At 69.7% G+C, this 20,026-nt stretch carries 18 protein-coding genes; 12 read left to right on the top strand and 6 right to left on the bottom strand.

Annotated elements, in window-relative coordinates:
• Nucleotides 1-15 precede the first annotated feature (15 nt).
• Both D7006_RS23970 and D7006_RS23965 read left to right on the top strand, forming a co-directional pair.
• Nucleotides 16-1,194 (top strand): GTP-binding protein, encoded by a 1,179-nt coding sequence (locus D7006_RS23970; protein WP_237354824.1) that lies wholly within the window; start codon nucleotides 16-18, stop codon nucleotides 1,192-1,194.
• Complete coding sequence (locus tag D7006_RS23965) at nucleotides 1,191-1,748, top strand: DUF924 family protein (RefSeq protein WP_237354823.1); 558 nt, start codon at nucleotides 1,191-1,193, stop codon at nucleotides 1,746-1,748. The genes D7006_RS23970 and D7006_RS23965 overlap by 4 nt, the downstream gene beginning before the upstream one ends.
• On the opposite strand, the gene D7006_RS23960 is transcribed toward D7006_RS23965, so the two are convergent.
• Nucleotides 1,738-2,961: a TIGR03862 family flavoprotein gene (locus tag D7006_RS23960; RefSeq protein WP_371744998.1), complete on the bottom strand. Its 1,224-nt coding sequence runs from the start codon at nucleotides 2,959-2,961 to the stop codon at nucleotides 1,738-1,740. The two genes, D7006_RS23965 and D7006_RS23960, sit on opposite strands and share 11 nt — an antisense overlap.
• Before the next feature lie 199 nt (nucleotides 2,962-3,160).
• Between D7006_RS23960 and D7006_RS23955 the strand changes: the two genes are divergently transcribed.
• Both D7006_RS23955 and D7006_RS23950 read left to right on the top strand, forming a co-directional pair.
• A complete protein-coding gene (locus D7006_RS23955) occupies nucleotides 3,161-5,020 on the top strand; it encodes a DNA polymerase III subunit gamma/tau (protein WP_237354822.1) in 1,860 nt (619 codons plus the stop codon).
• 15 nt (nucleotides 5,021-5,035) lie between these two features.
• A complete protein-coding gene (locus tag D7006_RS23950; protein ID WP_169122140.1) occupies nucleotides 5,036-5,356 on the top strand; it encodes a YbaB/EbfC family nucleoid-associated protein in 321 nt (106 codons plus the stop codon).
• 2 nt (nucleotides 5,357-5,358) lie between these two features.
• On the opposite strand, the gene D7006_RS23945 is transcribed toward D7006_RS23950, so the two are convergent.
• From D7006_RS23945 to D7006_RS23925, 5 genes are all read right to left on the bottom strand, one after another.
• Nucleotides 5,359-6,126 (bottom strand): RES family NAD+ phosphorylase, encoded by a 768-nt coding sequence (locus tag D7006_RS23945; RefSeq protein WP_237354821.1) that lies wholly within the window; start codon nucleotides 6,124-6,126, stop codon nucleotides 5,359-5,361.
• The gene (locus D7006_RS23940) at nucleotides 6,086-6,466 is read right to left on the bottom strand and encodes an antitoxin Xre/MbcA/ParS toxin-binding domain-containing protein (RefSeq protein WP_237354820.1); all 381 of its coding nucleotides are present in this window, start codon (nucleotides 6,464-6,466) and stop codon (nucleotides 6,086-6,088) included. Before D7006_RS23940 ends, D7006_RS23945 begins: the two co-directional genes overlap by 41 nt.
• A 145-nt stretch (nucleotides 6,467-6,611) precedes the next feature.
• Complete coding sequence (gene pnp, locus D7006_RS23935; protein WP_169122137.1) at nucleotides 6,612-8,792, bottom strand: polyribonucleotide nucleotidyltransferase; 2,181 nt, start codon at nucleotides 8,790-8,792, stop codon at nucleotides 6,612-6,614.
• Nucleotides 8,793-9,024: 232 nt separating this feature from the next.
• On the bottom strand, nucleotides 9,025-9,294 hold the full coding sequence (gene rpsO / locus D7006_RS23930) for a 30S ribosomal protein S15 (RefSeq protein WP_024281319.1): 270 nt from the start codon (nucleotides 9,292-9,294) through the stop codon (nucleotides 9,025-9,027).
• Between the two features lie 331 nt (nucleotides 9,295-9,625).
• The gene (locus tag D7006_RS23925) at nucleotides 9,626-10,063 is read right to left on the bottom strand and encodes a heme-binding protein (protein WP_169122136.1); all 438 of its coding nucleotides are present in this window, start codon (nucleotides 10,061-10,063) and stop codon (nucleotides 9,626-9,628) included.
• Between the two features lie 183 nt (nucleotides 10,064-10,246).
• On the opposite strand from D7006_RS23925, the gene D7006_RS23920 reads away from it, so the two are divergent.
• The 8 genes from D7006_RS23920 to truB all read left to right on the top strand — a co-directional run bounded on the left by D7006_RS23920 (nucleotide 10,247) and on the right by truB (nucleotide 19,955).
• Nucleotides 10,247-10,759: a universal stress protein gene (locus D7006_RS23920; RefSeq protein ID WP_169122135.1), complete on the top strand. Its 513-nt coding sequence runs from the start codon at nucleotides 10,247-10,249 to the stop codon at nucleotides 10,757-10,759.
• Nucleotides 10,760-11,362: 603 nt separating this feature from the next.
• Nucleotides 11,363-12,226 carry a ribosome maturation factor RimP gene (rimP, locus tag D7006_RS23915; RefSeq protein ID WP_237354819.1) on the top strand — a complete coding sequence of 288 codons (864 nt, stop codon included), beginning with the start codon at nucleotides 11,363-11,365 and terminating at the stop codon, nucleotides 12,224-12,226.
• Nucleotides 12,226-13,818 carry a transcription termination factor NusA gene (nusA, locus tag D7006_RS23910; RefSeq protein WP_169122133.1) on the top strand — a complete coding sequence of 531 codons (1,593 nt, stop codon included), beginning with the start codon at nucleotides 12,226-12,228 and terminating at the stop codon, nucleotides 13,816-13,818. The genes rimP and nusA overlap by 1 nt, the downstream gene beginning before the upstream one ends.
• Before the next feature lie 137 nt (nucleotides 13,819-13,955).
• Nucleotides 13,956-14,603, top strand: a complete 648-nt coding sequence (locus tag D7006_RS23905) for an RNA-binding protein (RefSeq protein WP_237354818.1) — start codon at nucleotides 13,956-13,958, stop codon at nucleotides 14,601-14,603.
• On the top strand, nucleotides 14,600-17,776 hold the full coding sequence (gene infB / locus D7006_RS23900; protein ID WP_237354817.1) for a translation initiation factor IF-2: 3,177 nt from the start codon (nucleotides 14,600-14,602) through the stop codon (nucleotides 17,774-17,776). The genes D7006_RS23905 and infB overlap by 4 nt, the downstream gene beginning before the upstream one ends.
• Nucleotides 17,777-17,830: 54 nt before the next feature.
• Complete coding sequence (locus D7006_RS23895) at nucleotides 17,831-18,391, top strand: hypothetical protein (protein ID WP_237354816.1); 561 nt, start codon at nucleotides 17,831-17,833, stop codon at nucleotides 18,389-18,391.
• A gap of 20 nt (nucleotides 18,392-18,411) precedes the next feature.
• Entirely contained in the window at nucleotides 18,412-18,852 is a 441-nt protein-coding gene (gene rbfA / locus D7006_RS23890; RefSeq protein ID WP_237354815.1) for a 30S ribosome-binding factor RbfA, read from the top strand.
• The gene (gene truB, locus D7006_RS23885) at nucleotides 18,849-19,955 is read left to right on the top strand and encodes a tRNA pseudouridine(55) synthase TruB (RefSeq protein ID WP_237354814.1); all 1,107 of its coding nucleotides are present in this window, start codon (nucleotides 18,849-18,851) and stop codon (nucleotides 19,953-19,955) included. The genes rbfA and truB overlap by 4 nt, the downstream gene beginning before the upstream one ends.
• Nucleotides 19,956-20,026: the final 71 nt, after the last annotated feature.

Below are 20,026 nucleotides of genomic sequence, written 5' to 3'. Positions count from 1 at the left end.
TCTGGGAGACACCCCATGCCGGGCTCCTCCGACGCCTTCCCGACGGAAGGCGCATCCGCCGCAGAACCTGTCGCGTCCCGCCGCGGGCCGCCCGATCCCATCGCCGTCACCGTGCTTACCGGCTTCCTCGGTGCTGGCAAGACGACGCTCCTCAACGTGCTGCTCGCCGACCCGGCTCTGGCCGACACCGCCGTGCTCATCAACGAGTTCGGCGAGGTGGGGCTGGACCATCTGTTCGTGCGGCCGGTGGAGGAGGGCATCGTGATGCTCTCGTCCGGCTGCCTGTGCTGTACGGTGCGGGGCGATCTGGTCGCCGCGCTGGAGGATCTGCTGCGCGGCCGCGACAATGATCGCCTGCCGCCCTTCTCCCGCGTCGTCATCGAGACCACCGGCCTCGCCGATCCGGCGCCGGTGATCCACACCCTGATGACCCATCCCTATCTCGGCCTGCGCTACCGGCTCGACGGCATCGTCTGCGTGGTGGACGCGGTGAACGGCGACGCGACCCTCGATGCCCATGACGAGGCGGTGAAGCAGGCGGCGGTGGCCGACCGCATCGTCCTCACCAAGTCCGATCTCGTGGTGGACGCCGAAGGCCGCACCGCCCTCGATGCGCTGAAGGCGCGGCTGCATCGCCTCGCCCCGGCGGCGAAGATCGTCGATGCGGCGGCGGGGGAGGCGACGGCGGACGCCCTGCTCGGCGCCGGCCTGTTCGACGCCAAGACGCGGATACCGGACGTCGCCCGCTGGCTGGCGGCGGAGGACGTGGCGGCGGCGCAAGCCGAGGTCGATCCTTCCAGCCTCGATCCGAACCGGCATGACAGCCGCATCCGCGCCTTCACCCTCGCCACGGACGCCGCCATTCCGGCCTCGACCCTTGATTTGTTCCTGGAGCTGCTGCGCGGCACCCATGGCGCCAAACTGCTGCGCATGAAGGGCATCGTGAAGCTCTCCGAGGAACCGGACACGCCCGTGGTGATTCATGCGGTGCAGCATGTGATGCACCCGCCGGCCCGCCTCGCCGGCTGGCCCGACGACGACCACAGGAGCCGCCTCGTGATGATCGTGCGCGACCTCGACCCCAAGGTGATCGCCCGCCTGTTCAACGCCTTCCTCGGCATTCCGCAGGTGGACATGCCGGACCGCGCCGCGCTCACCGACAATCCGCTGGCCCCTCCGGGGATGGGCCGATGAGCGCGCGCGTTCCCACTTCCGAGGCGGTGCTCTCCTTCTGGCAGGCCGCCGGACGCGAGAAATGGTTCGGCGGCGGCCCGGCCTTCGACGCGGAGGTGCGCGCCGCCCTGCTGCCGGCCCATGAGGCGGCGGCGCAAAGCGCTCTCGACGGGTGGCAGGGCACGGCGCCCGGCGCGCTCGCCCGCATCATCCTGCTCGATCAGGTGCCGCGGAATGTCTTCCGGGGCACGCCGCAGGCCTTCGCCACCGATGCCATGGCGCTGGCGGCGGCGGAGAAGGCGCTGGATCGGGGGTTCGACAAGGACCCGTCCATTCCGGACGTGCTGCGCAGCTTCTTCTATCTGCCCTTCATGCATGCCGAGGACCGGGCGGCGCAGGCGAGATGCGTCGCGCTCTATCGTGCTTTGGGGCAGGAGGACGGGCTGCGCTATGCGCTCATCCACCAGGAGAGCATCGACCGTTTCGGCCGCTTCCCCCACCGCAATGTCATCCTCGGCCGCGAAACGACGCCGGAAGAGGCAGACTATCTCGCGAACGGCGGCTTCAGCGGCTGAGGCGGGCCTTTGCGCCTTCTCCGGCGGTCCGGCCGGTGGCGATGACCGCCTGAAGGAGGTAGCCGCCCGTGGGCGCTTCCCAATCCAGCATCTCGCCGGCAACAAACACCGGCGGAAGATGCGGCGGCAGGCCCAGCAATGAAAAGTCCGGGCCGACGCCCTCCCAGGCGATGCCGCCGGCCGATGAGATGGCCCGCTCCAGGCCGGCATGGCCGGTGATGGTCAGCGGCAGCGCCTTGATGAGGCGGGCGAGCGTCGCCGGATCGGGCTTGGCCGGGCCGGTCGTCTCGCGGATGAGCCCCACCGCCACCGGCGCGAGCCCCGCCGCCTTGCGCAGGAAGGTGGAGAGCGAGGCGCTGCCCGGCCCGCCGCCGAGCCGCCGCGCCAGCTCCGCGCCATCAAGGTCGGGCCGTAGATCCACGTGCAGCGTCACGGGGCCGTCCGCGAGCGCCCGCCGGAGCGGTGCGGAGAGGGCGTAGATGGCCCCGCCTTCCAGTCCGGCCGCGCTCACCATGGCCTCGCCCTTCACCGTCACGCCGTTGAAGGTGAGGGCGATGCGCTTCAGCGGCGTGCCGGCGAACTTCTGGCGGAAAACCTCGGACCACGGGACGAGAACGCCCATATTGGCCGGCACGAAATCCTTTACCTCGACGCCGAGGGCGCGCAGCGCCGGCACGAAGGCGCCATCCGAGCCCAGCCGCGGCCACGAGGCTCCGCCGAGGGCGAGGATGACGGCATCCGCCTTCACCTCGGCCGGGCCGTCCGGCGTCTCGAACAGCAGAGCGCCGGCGGCGTCGAAGCCCCGCCAATCATGCCGGGGATGGAAGGTGACGCCGTTCGCTGCGAGCCGGCCCAGCCAGGCGCGCAGCAGCGGCGAGGCCTTGAAGCTCCTGGGGAAGACGCGTCCACTGGAGCCGACGAAGGTCTCCTCCCCCAGCCCCGTCGCCCAGTCGCGCAGGGCCTGCGGCGGGAAGGCGGCGAGCGCGGGGGTGAGGCGCTCCGCCGCCGTGCCATAGCGGGCGCGGAAGGCGTCGGCCGGTTCGGAATGTGTGAGGTTGAGCCCGCCGCGCCCCGCCATGAGGAATTTCCGCGCGGCGGAGGGCATCCGGTCGTAGAGCGCCACCCGAAACCCCGCCGCCGACAGCACCTCCGCGGCCGCGAGCCCGGCGGGGCCGGCGCCGACAATGGCGATGGAACGGGGAGATGGGGTCACGATCGGGTCCGCAGGTGCAAGGGGTCGGGCTGGCGCCACATGGGCGGGTGTAAGCACGGCGGCGCGCCGGACGCCAGCTTTCTTGCCCTCGCCCCCGCCTGGGAGCGTGGACGGTGGGGATTTGCCGCCCCGCCCATCGACGTGCGGGCGCGCGATGCTATGTATGGGGTGGGCCAGCGCCGGCCCTGAAGGCGGCCAGATGAGCGACGAGCAGCACACCGACGACCAGCAGGACGGACCGGGCTTCGACCTCGGCCTGCCCGAAGCTGCGCCGGCTGTCACCGCCGCGCCTGCAGCGGCCTCACCCGGCGCCTACCGGGTGCTGGCGCGCAAATATCGCCCGCAGAATTTCGCCGACCTGATCGGCCAGGAGGCCATGGTCCGCACCCTGCGCAACGCCTTCTCGTCGGGGCGGATCGCGCAGGCCTACATCCTCACCGGCGTGCGCGGCGTGGGCAAGACCACCACCGCCCGCATCCTCGCCCGCGCTCTCAATTACGAACCGGCGGACGGCGCCGCCGGAGGGCCGAGCCTCGATCTCGCGGTGATGGGCAAGCACTGCCGCGACATCATCGAATCCCGCCATGTGGACGTGATGGAGATGGACGCCGCGTCCAACACCTCCATCAACGACATCCGCGAGATCATCGAGAGCGCCCGCTACCGCCCGGTGATGGCGCGCTACAAGGTCTACATCATCGACGAAGTGCACATGCTCTCCACGGCGGCCTTCAACGGGCTGCTGAAGACGCTCGAGGAGCCACCGGAGCATGTGAAGTTCATCTTCGCCACCACCGAAATCCGCAAGGTGCCCGTCACCGTGCTGTCCCGCTGCCAGCGCTTCGATCTGCGCCGGGTGGAGGCGGGCACGCTGGCCGCGCACCTCTCCGGCATCTGCGCCCGCGAGGGCGTCACCATCGAGCCGGAGGCCCTGTCCATCGTCGCCCGCGCGGCCGAGGGCTCGGTGCGCGACAGCCTGTCCTTGCTGGATCAGGCCATCGCCCACGGCGGCGGCACGGTGAGCGCGGATGAGGTCCGCCGCCTGCTCGGCCTCGCCGACAAGGGGCGCGTGATCGACCTGTTCGAGGCGCTGATGAAGGGCGAGATCGCCCGGGCGCTGGCGGAATTCCGCGACCAGTACGATTCCGGCGCCGACCCCGCCGTCATCCTCACCGATCTCGCCGATTTCACCCACCTCGTCACCCGGCTGAAGATCGTGCCCGACGCGGCGGATGATGCCGCGCTGGTGGAGGCCGAGCGGGTGCGCGGGTCCGAGATGGCGCAGGGGCTCTCCATGCGTGTGCTGGCCCGCGCCTGGCAGATGCTCTCGAAGGGCATCGGCGAGGTGCAGCAGGCGCCCAAGCCCGCCCAGGCGGCGGAGATGGTGCTGGTGCGCCTCGCTTATGCCGCCGACCTCCCGACTCCCGACGATGCGCTGCGCCGGCTGAAGGATCAGCCCCCGCCGTCCGCTTCGCCCTCCGCGCCCTCCTTGCCCTCGGGCGGTGGTGGCGGTGGCGGCCCCCGCCTCTCTCTCGCGCCCCGTCCGGCGGAGCCCCGGCCGCAGCCGCGCGCGGACATTCGCGTCGACGCCCGCGCCGCCATGCCGGCCGAAGGGCCGCGGCTCGGCAGCCTGGCCGACGTGGCGGCGCTCGCCGCGGCCCGCCGCGACCTCGCCCTGAAGCACGGCATCGAGACGCAGCTGCGCCCCGTGCATGTGGAGGACGGGCGCATCGAGGTGGCGCTGGTGCCCGGCGCACCGGGCAGCCTCATTCAGGATCTCTCCCGCAAGCTCAACGAATGGACCGGCCGGCGCTGGATGGTCTCGGTCTCCTCCCAGTCCGGCGGGCCGACGCTGGCGGAGGAGAATGCGGCGGTGAAAGCCGAGCGGGAGGAGGGCATCAAGGCCCATCCGCTGGTGGCCGCCGTGCTCGCCCGCTTCCCCGGCGCCGAGGTGGTGGACGTGCGCACCCGCGAGGAGCCCCCCGCCGACGAGGGCCTCGCGCCTTCGGAGGAGGATTACCTCGCTGGTCCCGGCGCCGACGACGAGATCGAATTCTAGAAAGGTGGAAGCACCATGCGCGACCTCATGGGCATGATGAAGCAGGCCAAGGAACTTCAGGAACGCATGCAGCAGATGCAGGCGGAGCTGGAGACCGTCGAGGTGGACGGTGCCTCTGGCGGCGGTCTCGTCTCGGTGCGCGTCACGGCCAAGGGTGAATGCAAGGCGGTGCGCATCGACCCTTCGCTGGTGAAGCCGGACGAGGTGGAAATCCTTGAAGACCTCATCGTCGCCGCCTTGGCCGACGCCCGCGGCAAGGCCGAGCGGGTGATGCAGGAAAAGATGCAGTCCCTGACCGGCGGCCTCGCGCTGCCACCCGGCCTGAAGCTATTCTGAGGTCAGCGCTCCCAGAGCATGCCGGCGAGGCGCGGGTCGGCGGAAAACGCCTCCCGCCCGAAGGAAAGCCGCTGGCGCGGCGCCTCGCACACGGCTGAGACGCCCGTGCGGCCCAGCAAGATGTGCCACGTCCGGCGCTCCACTGGAGCCGGCGCGGCGAACGCCCCGCAGGCCAGTACGGCGAGGTTCGCCCCCGCATCGCGATCGCGCACGGAGCGGTAGCGGATGATCTCCACCGCCGCCGCCCGTGCCGCATCCGCGAGGTGCTGGCAGGGCGCGTAGTCGACGGGGTGGGTCCAGGCCGCGCCATCCCTTGAGAGCGGTTCCGCGGTGAGATCGAGATGGCGGTCCGTCCGCACCTCGGCGGCGAAGGCGGTGTACTGGCCGGCGCTCCGAGGCCAGGGCGTGCCCGGCGATTCCGCGAAGAACAGCAGGCGATAGAAGGCCAACTCCGCCAGCGCCGTCTCCGGCCGTTCGGCGGCGTAATAGACGCCGGGCGTGCGCCCCGCACGGCGGAAGCGCGAGCCGTGGGGGTAGGGCGGCTCGTAGCGGAAGGGCGTGAACAGAAGGTAGTCGAGGTGCCGGCACTCCGGCGGGAGGGGTGGCTTGGTGGCCTCGATGAGGTCTTCCAGCACCTTCTGCTCGTCGGTGTCGTCCACCAGCTTGAGCGTGGACGACAGGTGCTGCGCCTCGACCAGCCGCCAGCAGCGCCCGGCATAGGGCCGCGCCTCAGACGATAGCGCGTCGGGCGTCCAGATAGGCGATGACATCCATCAATCCCGCAATGGTCCTGATCTTGTCGATGGGGGCGGCGTCCAGCGCGGTGTTGGGGTTGGCGAGCCATGCACGGGCGATGCGCTCGTCTCCTCCTGCGATGGCGTCCAGCGAGCGGAACAGGCGGACGAACAGGATGGCCAGCTCGAACGGCTTCGTGCCGGATTCCAGCGCGAACTCGCCCTTCTTCATGCGGGTCAGCGAGGCGGGGCTGAGGCCGATGACAGCGGCGAGGGTCGCCCCCGTCACGCCAAGCCGGTCGGCGGCGCGGAGCACCGCCTTGGTCAGCACGGCGCCCTGGCTCAGCGGCGCGTCGGCAAGAGGGGCAGCACGCATAGGAGCTCCCTGTGCATTCATGTGGAAAGAATAGCACGAGAAGATTTCTGTGGGAACATTGTCGCGCTTAGGAGCGCTGTGGGACCCTGAAAAGAAAAGGGCGGCCTCGCGGCCGCCCTTCTCAATTCAACGCTGATGCGGAGGATCACTCCGCCGCGCCGGCCTCGCCTTCGGAGGCGGTGCGGCCGGCTTCGCGCTCGGCCTTGGCCTTGGCTTCCAGGTCCTCGCCGGTGGTCTGGTCGACCACCTTCATGGACAGGCGGGTCTTGCCGCGCTCGTCGAAGCCCATGAGCTTCACCTTCACCTTGTCGCCTTCCTTGACGACGTCGGAGGGCTTGGCGACGCGCTCGTTGGCCATCTGCGACACGTGGACGAGGCCGTCCTTGGAGCCGAAGAAGTTCACGAAGGCGCCGAAGTCCACCACCTTCACGACCGTGCCCTCATAGATCTGGCCCACTTCCGGCTCGGAAGCGATGGACTTGATCCAGTTGATGGCGGCCTTGATGGAGTCGCCCGAGGCGGAGGCGATCTTGATGGTGCCGTCGTCCTCGATGTTGATCTTGGCGCCGGTCTTCTCGACGATCTCGCGGATCACCTTGCCGCCGGAGCCGATCACTTCGCGGATCTTGTCCACGGCGATCTTCATCACCTCGATGCGCGGGGCGTGCTCGCCGAGCTCCGCGCGGGCGGTGGTGAGGGCCTTGGACATCTCGCCGAGGATGTGGACGCGGCCGTCCTTCGCCTGGGTGAGGGCGACCTTCATGATCTCCTCGGTGATGCCGGCGATCTTGATGTCCATCTGGAGCGAGGTCACGCCCTGCTCCGTGCCGGCCACCTTGAAGTCCATGTCGCCGAGGTGGTCCTCGTCGCCGAGGATGTCGGAGAGCACCGCGAACTTCTCATCCTCGAGGATGAGGCCCATGGCGATGCCCGCCACCGGGCGGCGCAGCGGCACGCCGGCATCCATCAGCGCCAGCGAGGTGCCGCAGACGGTGGCCATGGAGGACGAGCCGTTGGACTCGAGGATCTCCGACACCACGCGCAGGGTGTAGGGGAACTCGTGCTTGGCCGGCAGCATGGGGCGGATGGCGCGCCAGGCGAGCTTGCCGTGGCCGATCTCGCGGCGGCCGGGCGAGCCCATGCGGCCGGTCTCGCCCACGGAGAAGGGCGGGAAGTTGTAGTGCAGCAGGAAGTGCTCCTTATAGGTGCCTTCCAGGCTGTCGATGAACTGCTCGTCCTCGCCGGTGCCGAGGGTGGCGACCACGAGGGCCTGCGTCTCGCCGCGGGTGAACAAAGCAGAGCCGTGGGCGCGCGGCAGGATGCCGACCTCGGAGACGATCGGGCGCACGGTGCGCACGTCGCGGCCGTCGATGCGGATGCCGTCATCGAGGATGTTCCAGCGCACGATCTTGGCTTCGAGCGCCTTGAACACCTCGGAGACCACCTGCGGGTTCGGCACGGTCGTGCCGCCGATGGCGAGCTCCTCGTAATACTTCTTCACCTTGGACTTGGCGGCGCCGACGGCGGCGTAGCGGTCCTGCTTCTGCTTGATCTTGTAGGCGGCGCGCAGATCGTGCTCGGCGATCTCCTTCACCTTGGCCTCGATCTCCGAGACGTCGAGCGGCGCGAAGGTGCGGGGCTCCTTGGCGGCCTTCTCGGCTAGCTTGATGATGGCCTCGATCACCGGCTGGAAGTGGCGGTGGCCGAACATCACGGCGCCGAGCATGATCTCCTCGGGCAGCTCCTTGGCTTCCGATTCCACCATCAGCACCGCGTCGCCCGTGCCGGCGACCACGAGGTCGAGGGAGCTTTCCTTCACCTCGTCGACGGTGGGGTTCAGCACATATTCATTGTCGATGAAGCCGACGCGGGCGGCGCCCACCGGGCCCATGAAGGGAATGCCGGAGAGGGTCAGCGCGGCGGAGGCGGCGACCAGGGCGACCACGTCCGGATCGTTCTCGAGGTCATGCGCCAGCACGGTGACGACCACCTGGGTGTCGCACTTGTACCCCTCGGGGAACAGGGGGCGGATCGGGCGGTCGATGAGGCGGGAGACCAGCGTCTCCTTCTCGGACGGACGACCCTCGCGCTTGAAGTAGCCGCCGGGGATGCGGCCGGCCGCGTAGGTCTTTTCCTGGTAGTTCACGGTGAGGGGGAAGAAGTCCTGGCCCGGCTTCGGCTCCTTGGCCGAAACGACGGTGGCGAGAACCTTGGTGTCGCCATAGGTGGCCAGCACGGAGCCGTCGGCCTGGCGGGCCATCTTGCCCGTCTCGAGGGTGAGGGTGGTTCCGCCCCAGTCCAGCTCTTCGCGGTGGATGTCGAACATGTCTTGCTCTTTCAGTTCAGGCGCGAACGAAAAAAGCCATGAGCAAGACGGCCGGACGCGCCGCGCGAAGCCAAACCCTCATACGGGGGCTCCGACGGTTGCGTCCGGCGATCCTGCCATGGCTTCTTCCATTCACGGACCCGCAGCAGGCCCCATGCCCGCTGCGTATACGCGCCCCCGTGGCGGGGGCGCGCGGCGCCAGCCTGTCGCCGGCCGGCGCCGGTAACCGGCGTCAGCGGCGAATGCCCAGACGGCCGATGAGGGACTTGTAGCGGCCCTCGTCCTTCTTCTTCAGATAGTCGAGGAGGCTGCGCCGCTGCGAGACGAGCTTGAGCAGCCCGCGACGCGAGTGGTTGTCCTTGTTGTGGGACTTGAAGTGCTCGGTGAGGTTGGTGATGCGCTCGGTGAGGATCGCCACCTGCACCTCGGGCGAACCCGTGTCGCCGTCCTTGGCACCAAAGTCCTTGATGAGCGCCTGCTTGCGCTCTGCCGTGATCGACATCGGTCAATCCTTTCAACAGAGAGTGGGAAGGAGCCGGAAGCCCTGGCGCCGGGTCCCTCCAGGAGGTAGCGGCAGGCTCTCGGTCTCCGGTCGGCCGGGCCGGGATGTCGTCCAGCACGGTCGAGGGTGTGCGAAACGCGGGTGCGGTCCAGCGACCGCCCGTTGCCGTTTCCGTATGGTTATCAGCATATTATGCCGCCAACAGGAAACGCGGCGCCCCGAGGGGCACCGTCCGCGCGGCGGACTATAGCCAAATTTCCGCGCCCGGCCAGCGGAATGTTTCGCCGCCTCCGGGCGCGCGCCCCGCCCGTGCGTGGACGGGCAATGGCGCTCAGTCGGCACCCTGGTCGGGCATGTGGCCGGCGGCGGTGATGCCGGCGATGGCGCAGGCCTCGTCATTGTCGGAGGTGTCGCCGGAGATGCCGACCACGCCGATCACCTTGCCGTCGCCGGAACGGATCAGCACGCCGCCCGGCACCGGGATCAGCGAGCCGCCGATAGCCGAGGTGGCGGCGGCGATGAAGAAGGGCTGGTCCTTCGCCCGCTTGAACAGCGCGCGCGAGCCCATGCCCAGCGCCAGCGCGCCCTTGGCCTTGCCGAGGGCGATGTCCATGCGGTTGAGGCTGGTGCCGTCCTCGGAGCCGGCCGCCTTGAGCGCGCCGCGCGCGTCGAGCACGCAGACCGCGAGCGGGTTCATGCTGCCGGCCCGGGCATGGGCGAGCGCGGTCGTGACGATGGTCTGGGCCTGATCGAGCTTGAGTTCCGACACGCCTTGGTCCTTTCCCCTTCGGACGCCGGGCGGCGTCGCGATTGCCTCTGACGTCTCCCTCTAGCCCATGCGGCGCCCGATGCGAACCGGGTGGGGAGGGCTGGAAAATCCTCTCCCCCGCGCCCCCGCCGCCGTGCCACCATGGGCGGCCCCGCCCCAGAGATCCGATCCGGGAGAGCCGTCATGATCCCCACGCGGACCGTAGCCCCGCGCCAGAGCCGCGAACCCGGGCATCGTCGCAAGTTCCTGGTGGTGGTGGACGATACCCCGGAATGCGACCGCGCCGTCTATTACGCCGCCCGCCGCGCCGCCGGCACCGAGGGCGGGGTGGTGATGCTGGGGGTTCTGGAACTTGAAGGCGTCAGCCAGCAATGGCTCGGCGTCGCTGACCTGATGCGGGCCGAGGCGCATGAGGAGATGGAGGCCCGGCTCGCCAAATATGTCGCGCGGGCGCGGCAGGTGGCCGGCGTCGCCCCGGAAACCGTGATCCGCGAGGGCGCCTTGGCGGAAGCCATCGGAGCCGTGATCCACGAGGACCGCGACATTGCCATCCTGGTGCTGGCCGCCGGGACCGGAAAGGACGGGCCGGGGCCGCTGGTGGCCTCCCTCGCCGCCGGCCATGCGGCGCGGTTTCCCATTCCGGTCACCATCGTGCCGGGCGCGCTGACCGATCAGGAGCTGGATGGATTGGCCTGAAGGCATGCACCGCCGGGATGGAGCGCTCCATCCCGGCGGTCGCGCGGTCCGGTCGAGAAACGCAAGGACTTGATCCTCGCTCGGGCCGGCGGTTCGAATGTCTGGTTGATCCGGCAGCGGTGGCGGATCAGGCGCTGACGGGCCATCACGATGCGGCGATGGCGGGCTCTTCGGCGCTGGCGTCTCCGTCGACGGGTCGAGGCGGAGCGCGGTCGGCGGCCTTCAACACCCTGCGTGCGGCGCAATTGCGGCGGGCGGGTTCGGGTATGGCGGACGTGCCATGCGCTGGGCGCGGGTCCCGCCGGTTCGCAACGGCAGACTTGCGCCTCCGGCATTTCCGTCTATATTAGCGCCGTCCCCCATGGGGATGCCTCAGCGCCATCGCAGTCGAAGGTGATGAGAGTGGGCCCCGGTCGGGACCCGCTCCTTTTCTGCTTATCCGGTGTCCAGCGACATCGGAATGCGCCCTCCGGGGTGCCGGGCGGGCCTGATGGCCATATGAATTTCGGGCGCCGGTGCCGAGCCGCCGCGCCCGGCGGAAAATGAACCAGCGGACGACGCCCGGCGGACAGCCGGTGCGAAGCGATCCGCGCCCGGAGTGACATGACCGAGATCAACGCCGTGCTCGACGATCCCAACGAGCCGCGCCTCATCACCGAGACCGGAGTGGCGGCCCGCGTCGCCGCCATCGCTTCCGGCGTGCTCGGCGGCCTTGGCTATCGCCTGGTGCGCGTGAAGGTGACGAACCGCGACGGCGGCACCGTGCAGATCATGGCCGAGCGCCCCGACGGCACCATGTCCATCGACGATTGCGAGGCCGCCTCGCGCGCCCTGTCGCCGGTGCTTGACGTGGAAGACCCCATCGCCAGCGCCTACCGCCTGGAAATGTCCTCTCCCGGCATCGACCGGCCGCTGGTGCGGCTGTCTGATTTCGTGCGCTGGGCGGGCCATGAGGTGAAGGTGGAGATGAGCGTGCCGGTGGATAGCCGCAAGCGCTTCCGCGGCATCCTCACCGGTGCCGAGGACGGCGATGCGCTGGTGCGCCGCACCGATGCGCGCGCCGACGAGGAGCCCACCGTCCGCCTGCCCCTGCGCGATATCCACGACGCCCGCCTCGTGCTCACCGATGCCCTCATCCGCGAGGCACTGCGCGCGGCCAAGGCCGCCGGGCAGGAGCTGGACGAGGACGCCGAGGACTTCCTCGATTCCGAGGTTGATCCGCTGGAGGCCGACGACACGTTCGAGCCGGGCGATCTGGACGGCGAGCCGGCAGAGGCGCCTGCCAAGTCGGCGCGCGGCCCGGTCGCCAACAAGGGCGCCACCGGCAAGGTCGCCGGCAAGAAGGCGAAGAAATCCAAGGTCGCGGGCAAGAAGCCCGATGGAAAGAAGTCCAATGCCAAGAAGAAGGCGGGCCTCGAGACGTCCGCCTCCTCGGCCAACGCCAGCAGCGTGAAGGAGAAGCACTGATGGTCGCCGTCAGCGCAAACCGGCTGGAGCTCCTGCAGATCGCCGATGCGGTCGCGCGGGAGAAGTCCATCGACCGCAGCATCGTGATCGCCGCCATGGAAGATGCCATCGCCAAGGCCGCGCGCTCGCGCTACGGCCAGGAGACGGACATCCACGCCGACATCAATCCGCGCACCGGCGAGCTGCGCCTGGCGCGTCACCTGCTCGTGGTGGACGAGGTGGAGAACACCGCCACCGAGATCACGCTGGACGGCGCCCGCCGCCACAATCCCGCGGCGCAGGTGGGCGACACCATCGCCGACACGCTGCCGCCCTTCGATTTCGGCCGCATCGCCGCGCAGAGTGCGAAGCAGGTCATCGTGCAGAAGGTGCGCGAGGCCGAGCGCGACCGGCAGTATGACGAGTACAAGGACCGCATCGGCGACGTGCTGAACGGCCTCGTGAAGCGCGTCGAGTACGGCAACGTGGTCGTGGACCTCGGCCGCGGCGAAGGCATCCTGCGCCGCGACGAGCTTCTGCCGCGCGAGACGGTGAAGACCGGCGATCGCATCCGCGCCTACATCTACGACGTGCGTCGCGAGCCGCGCGGCCCGCAGATCTTCCTCTCCCGCACGCATCCCCAGTTCATGGCGAAGCTGTTCGCGCAGGAAGTGCCCGAGATCTATGACGGCATCGTCGAGATCAAGGCGGTGGCCCGCGATCCCGGCTCCCGCGCCAAGATCGCCGTCATCTCCCGCGACCAGTCCGTGGACCCGGTCGGCGCCTGCGTCGGCATGCGCGGCTCGCGCGTGCAGGCGGTGGTGAACGAGCTGCAGGGCGAGAAGATCGACATCATCCCCTGGAACCCGGACATCGCCACCTTCATCGTCAACGCCCTTGCCCCCGCCGAGGTGGTGAAGGTGGTGCTCGACGAGGATCGCGAGCGCATCGAGGTGGTGGTGCCCGACGCCCAGCTGTCGCTGGCCATCGGCCGCCGCGGCCAGAACGTCCGCCTTGCCACCCAGCTCACCGGCTGGGACATCGACATCATGACCGAGCAGGAGGAGAGCGAGCGGCGGCAGAAGGAATTCGCCGAGCGCACCAAGATGTTCTCCGAGGCCCTCGATCTCGACGAGATGATGGGCCAGCTGCTCACCTCCGAGGGCTTCACCTCGGTGGAGGAGATCGCCTACGTGCCGATCTCCGAACTCGCCTCCATCGAAGGCTTCGATGAGGACACCGCCGCCGAACTGCAGTCCCGCGCTCTCAAGCACCTCGCCGAGGTGGAAGAGGCGCTCGATGCCCGCCGCAAGGAGCTGGGCGTCGAGGACGAGGTGAAGGACGTGCCCGGCGTCACCTCCAAGATGCTGGTGGCCTTCGGCGAGAACGACATCAAGACCGTCGAGGACCTCGCCGGCTGCGCCACCGACGATCTCATCGGCTGGAGCGAGCGTAAGGATGGCGAGACCATCCGCCATGCCGGCGCGCTGGACGGATTCGAGTTCTCCCGCGAGGACGCGGAAGCGCTCATCATGCAGGCCCGCGTCACCGCGGGCTGGATCGAGGCCGAGCCTGAAGCCGAGGGTGAAGAAGCCCCGGCCGAAGACGCCTGAGCCTAAGGAGATGACCACTGGTGCTCGCGATACTGGACGAGGACGAGACGGACGGAGGGCCGCGCAGCTTGTCTGCGGCGCGGGCACCCTTGTCGCGCCTGTGCCTCGCCACGCGGCGGGTGCTGCCGGTGGCCGACATGCTGCGTTTCGTGATGGCGCCCGATGGCGCCATCATCCCGGATCTTTCGCGTAAGCTCCCCGGCCGCGGTGCCTGGGTGGGCGCCACGCGGGCCGATCTCGAAACGGCGCTGAAGAAAAAGGCCTTCGGCCGCGCCTTCAAGGGCCGCGGCAAGGCTGCGCCCGATCTCGCCGATCTGGTGGATCGGCTTCTCTACAAGGACGCCCTCGCCGCCCTCTCCCTCGCCAACAAGGCGGGACGGGTCGTGACGGGGCACACCAAGGTCGAGGCGGCCCTGGGCACCGGCGATGTGCTGGTCGTCCTCAACGCCAGTGACGCGCGCCCGGACGGGGTGCGCAAGCTCAATGCCCTCCTGCGACAGGTCGAGGCTGCCGGTTTCCGCGCGGCTGCCGTGGTCGATTGCTTTCCCGGCATCGATTTGGACTTGGCGTTAGGGCGGTCAAATGTGGTACATGCGGCGCTGCTCGCGCATCCGACGGCCAAAGGGTTTCTGGAGCGCTGCCACAGGCTCTCGCGCTGGCGGACGGGTACGTCCATCGGCGAGACGCTCGGGCAGGGTCCAAACCCCAGCCATGGCAACGATTTGAGCCATGGTGCTGATCTCCCGCATGACCCCGGCCGGATGCAAGGAACGGATACGGAATGAACGACACCAAGACCCCAGGCGACAAGACGCTGCATCCCGCCCCCGGCAAGACGCTCACGCTGAAGCGCCCGGTGGAGCAGGGAACGGTGCGCCAAAGCTTCAGCCATGGCCGCTCGAAGGCGGTCGTGGTCGAGAAGGTGAAGCGCCGCGTCATCGCCCCAGGTGAGGCAGGCCACGGGAGCGCGCCAGCGGCGCCGGCTCCGGCTGCCCCGCCTGCACAGGCGAAGGCGCCTGCCGCTCCGGCGGCTCCCGCCCGCCCCGCACCGGCTGCTCCCGTTCCGTCCGCTCCGGCTCCCGCCGCGCCTGCACCGGCCGCCCCGGTAGAGGCGAAGGCGCCTGCTGCGCCTCCGGCCGCTCCCGCTCCTGTCGCTCCGGCTGCCGCCGCGCCTGCGCCGGCCGCTCCGGTGGAAGCGAAGGCGCCTGCCGCACCGGCTGCTCCCGCCCCCACACCTGCTCCGGCGCCTGCGGCTCCGGTCGCGGCCGAGCCGGCTCCTGCCAAGGTCGAGGCGGCTGCGCCCGCCGCTCCCGTGGCCGCCGCTCCGGCTCCCACTCCCGCGCCGAAGCCGGCGGCTCCGTCTGCGCCTACCGCGGCCCGTCCGTCCGCGCCGTCCGGCGCGCGTCCCTCCGAGGGACCGCGTTCCGCGTCCGGCCAGACCTCGCGTCCCGGTTCCGCTGGCCAGTCCTCGTCGCGCCCCGGCCAGCCCTCGCGGCCCGGCCAGCCGCCGCGTTCCGGTGGTCCCGGTTCGGATCGTGACCGCCGTCCCGGTGGTGGTGGTCCGGCCCGTCCCGGCCAGCAGCGTCCCGGCGGTTCCGGCGTGGTGCTGCGCACCCTGACCGAGGAAGAGCGCAACGCCCGCGCCAGCGCGCTTGCCGACGCCCGCGTCCGCGCGGTCGAAGAGCAGCGCATGGCCGAGGAGCGCCGCGCGGCCGAGGAGGAGGCCCGTCGCCGCGCCGAGCGCGAGCGTGCCGAGCGCGCCGAGCGTGAGGCCGCCGAGGCCCGCAAGCGCGAGGACGAGGCCCGCCGCGCCCAGGAAGAAGACAAGAAGCGCAAGGCCGAGCAGGAAGCGCGCAAGCGCTTCGGCGGCGAGGACCAGGGCGCGAGCGCCCGTCCCGCCGGCACGACCACCGCGCGTCCGCTCACCCCCCGTCCGGCCGGCACCACCGCCCCGACCGAGGGTGGCAGCGAAGAAGAGGAACGCCGTGGCGGCGGCGCCGTGCGCCGTGGTCCCGCGCGTCCGGTCGCCCCGGTCAAGGTGCCCCGCGCCCCCGCCGGCCAGGAGAAGCAGCGCGGCCGCCTGACGCTCGTCACCGCCCAGTCGGGTGAGGAAGAGCGCCAGCGTTCGGTGGCCTCGTTCCGCCGCCGTACCCAGCGCATGACCGGCCACCGGCAGCAGGAGAGCAAGGAAAAGATCGCCCGCGAGGTGATCCTGCCGGAGACCATCACCATCCAGGAACTCGCCAACCGCATGTCGGAGCGGGCCGTGGACGTGATCCGCATGCTGATGAAGCAGGGGCAGATGGTGAAGATCACCGACGTGATCGACGCCGATACCGCCGAGCTCATCGCCGAGGATCTCGGCCACACCGTGCGCCGCGTGTCGGAGAGCGACGTCGAGGAAGGCCTGTTCGATACCCCGGACGCCCCCGAGACCCTGCTGCCGCGTCCGGCCGTCGTGACCATCATGGGCCACGTCGACCACGGCAAGACCTCGCTGCTTGACGCCATCCGCAAGGCGAACGTGGTGTCCGGCGAAGCCGGCGGCATCACCCAGCACATCGGCGCCTACCAGGTGACCGCACCCTCGGGCTCGAAGATCACCTTCATCGACACCCCCGGCCACGCCGCCTTCACCGCCATGCGCGCCCGTGGCGCCAAGGTGACGGACATCGTGGTGCTGGTGGTGGCGGCCGACGACGGCGTGATGCCCCAGACGGTGGAAGCCATCAACCACGCCCGCGCGGCGCGGGTGCCGCTGATCGTGGCGATCAACAAGATCGACAAGCCCGGCGCCAAGCCCGAGCGCGTGCGCTCCGAACTGCTTCAGTATGAAGTGCAGGTGGAGAGCATGGGCGGCGAGACGCTCGAGGTGGAGGTCTCCGCCAAGGAGCATCTCAACCTCGACAAGCTCCTGGAGGCGATCGCCCTCCAGTCCGAACTGCTCGACCTGCGCGCCAATCCGAACCGCGACGCCGAAGGCACCGTGGTGGAAGCCAAGCTCGATCGCGGCCGGGGCCCGGTGGCCACCGTTCTCGTCCAGCGCGGCACCCTGCACGTGGGCGACATCGTGGTGGCCGGCGCCGAGTGGGGCCGCGTGCGCGCCCTCATCTCCGACACCGGTGCCACCGTGGACGCGGCAGGCCCCTCCTTCCCCGTGGAAGTGCTGGGCTTCAACGGCACGCCTGAGGCGGGCGACCGCCTCGCCGTGGTCGAGAACGAGGCCCGCGCCCGCGAGATCACCGATTACCGCCAGCGCCAGAAGCGCGAGAAGGCGGCGGCCCGTTCCGCCACCATCCGCGGCTCTCTGGAGCAGATGATGAGCCAGGTGAAGGCTTCGGGGCGGAAGGAATTCCCCCTCATCATCAAGGGCGACGTGTCGGGTTCGGTGGAAGCCATCATCGGCGCGCTGGAGAAGGTCGGCAACGACGAGGTGCAGGCCCGCATCATCCATTCCGGCGCGGGCGGCATCAACGAAAGCGACGTGACGCTGGCGGAAACCTCCGGCGCCGCGATCATCGCCTTCAACGTGCGCGCCAACAAGGAAGCGCGCGACGCGGCCGATCGGGCGGGTATCGAGATCCGCTACTACAACATCATCTACGACCTCGTGGATGACGTGAAGAAGGCCATGAGCGGCCTGCTCGCGCCCATCAACCGCGAGACCATGCTGGGCAACGCGCTCATCAAGGAGATCTTCCTGGTCTCCAAGGTGGGCAAGGTGGCGGGCTGCCAGGTCACCGACGGCATCGTGGAGAAGGGCCAGCACGTGCGCCTCATCCGCGACAACGTGGTGATCCACGAGGGCAAGCTCGCGACGCTCAACCGCTTCAAGGATGCGGTCAACACCGTGAACGCCGGCCAGGATTGCGGCATGTCCTTCGAGAACTACCAGGACATGCGCGCTGGCGACGTGATCGAGTGCTACCGCGTCGAGGTGATCCAGCGCTCGCTGTGAGGCGAGGCTCAAGACACGCAATACCTTTCTCCCGCACGCGGGAGAAAGGTTCTCGTGTATCTGGGTGAATACGGCGACGCCGCATCACCCTCCACCGGAGCGGTACGGTCCAAACCCGGCCATTCCCTGTGTCATCGGGCAACAGCGCGCTGCGGCACGCGGCCCAAAGGTCTGGTGATGGAACGGCGAATTGCTTCTGCCCGAGTCCGGGCGGCAGGAACGGCCCTTGCGTGGCCGGGCGCTCTCGTTTTGCTCGTCACATTGCCGCAAGCCTCTGCACTGGCGGAAGTTTGCGACAAGGTCGCCGGGCAGTGGGGGAGCGCGGACGCCCCGACCGGCTTTCTCGGTCCCGTTGCCGTGGCGGGCCTGGTTCTCGCCTGCGGGCTGTCCTGGTTCACGCGCAGTCTTTGGATCGCGACCGCTGGTGCGGCAGCCTTCCTCCTGTTGGCGGTGTTGGCTGTGTCCGACATGTGGCTTGACCACGCGACATACCGCTCCGCCGTGCTGGAGGGCTGCCGCTCCCGTGCGCGAGATGGTTTCGAAGCCTTTGTCTTTCTGGCGGGGGCGGGGCTCATTTTGATTTGCGGCCGGATGCGCCGCAGCACTGCTGTATGAGACGACAAGAAGAAACGAAAATGAACAGAAGAGCCGAACCCTCCGCTGGCCCCTCCCAGCGCATGCTGCGCGTGGGCGAGCTTGTCCGCCATGCCCTGGCCGACGTGCTGTCCCGCGGCGACCATATCGATCCGGTGCTCGCCGGGCACATCATCACGGTGCCCGAAGTGCGCATGTCGCCGGACCTCAAGATCGCCACCTGCTACGTCATGCCCCTCGGCGGCAAGGACATCACCCCCGTCATCAAGGCGCTGGCCGACAATGCCCGCCGCCTCCGGGGGGAGGTGGCGCGGCGGGTGGAGCTGAAGAGCGTGCCCGAGCTTCGCTTTCGCAAGGATACGTCCTTCGACGAAGGCGCGCGTATGGACGCCCTCCTGCGCTCCCCCCAGGTGCAGCGCGACCTCGATGGCGAGGATGCGCCCGACCAGAATCCGACCGACAAAGAGACCGACGCCGAATGACCGTCCGAGCCACTGCCGAAGCCGCGGCTGAAGCCGCCGCCGAGCCCATCGTTGAATCCGTTGTCGACACCGCCGTCGCTGCTGAAGCGGTCGAAGCGCCCCACAGCGGCGACGCCCCCCGCCCCAGCCGCGAGCAGGACAACCGCCCCCGCGCGCCCAAGCGCGACCTCGACGGCTGGGTGCTGCTGGACAAGCCCACCGCCATGACCTCCACCCAGGCGGTGGCGGTGGTGAAGCGCATCTTCGGGGCGAAGAAGGCGGGCCACGCCGGCACCCTCGACCCGCTGGCCTCCGGCTGCCTGCCCATCGCCTTCGGCGAGGCGACCAAGACCGTTCCCTACGTGATGGACGGCCGCAAGACCTACCGTTTCACCGTGCGCTTCGGCGTCGAGACCGACACGGACGATTCCGAGGGCAAGGCGGTCGAAACCTCGGACCTGCGCCCCTCGGACAACGAGATCATCGCCGCCCTGCCCACCTTCCGCGGAGAGATCATGCAGGTGCCGCCGGCCTATTCGGCGCTGAAGATCGGCGGCGAGCGGGCCTATGACCTGGCCCGCGAGGGCGAGGAGGTGAAGCTGGAGGCGCGCCCCGTCACCATCTTCCGCATCGAGCTTATGGACCGTCCGGACGCCGACCATGCGGTGCTGGAGGCCGAGTGCGGCAAGGGCACCTATGTGCGCGCCATCGCCCGCGACCTCGGCCGCATGCTCGGCTCGCGCGGCCACATCTGCCAGCTGCGCCGCGCCTGCGTCGGGCCGTTCCTGGAGGAGCGCCTCGTGCCCCTCGACGAGCTGCGTGACCGCGCCGAGGCCAGCGAAGAGGCGCTGATGGACGCGCTCGATCCGGTCGCCGTGGCGCTGGAGGAGATTCCCCAGCTCAACGTGACGCCGCAGGAGGCCCATCGCCTGCGCTGCGGCCAGAGCATCATCCTGCGCGGCCGCGACGCGCCCATCGTCGAGGGCCATGTGGCGGTGTCCTGCCAGGGCGCGCTCATCGCCATCGGCGACGGCGAGAACGGAGAGGTGTTCCCCCACCGCGTGTTCAACTGGGGCAAATCCTCGGGCAAGTCCTCGAACAGGCCGCCCCGCCGCAACCGCTGACGCCCGTTTCGCAAAGCGAAGCATACGGCATATCTCTTGCCTTCCTTCCGTGGGGCTTACTCACGGAAGGA

Origin of the sequence: Xanthobacter sp. YC-JY1 (assembly GCF_021730305.1) — a bacterium.
Classification (GTDB): domain Bacteria; phylum Pseudomonadota; class Alphaproteobacteria; order Rhizobiales; family Xanthobacteraceae; genus Xanthobacter; species Xanthobacter flavus.
Note: the sequence above shows the minus strand (reverse complement) of the source record. Positions and strands in the feature narration are given on the sequence as shown.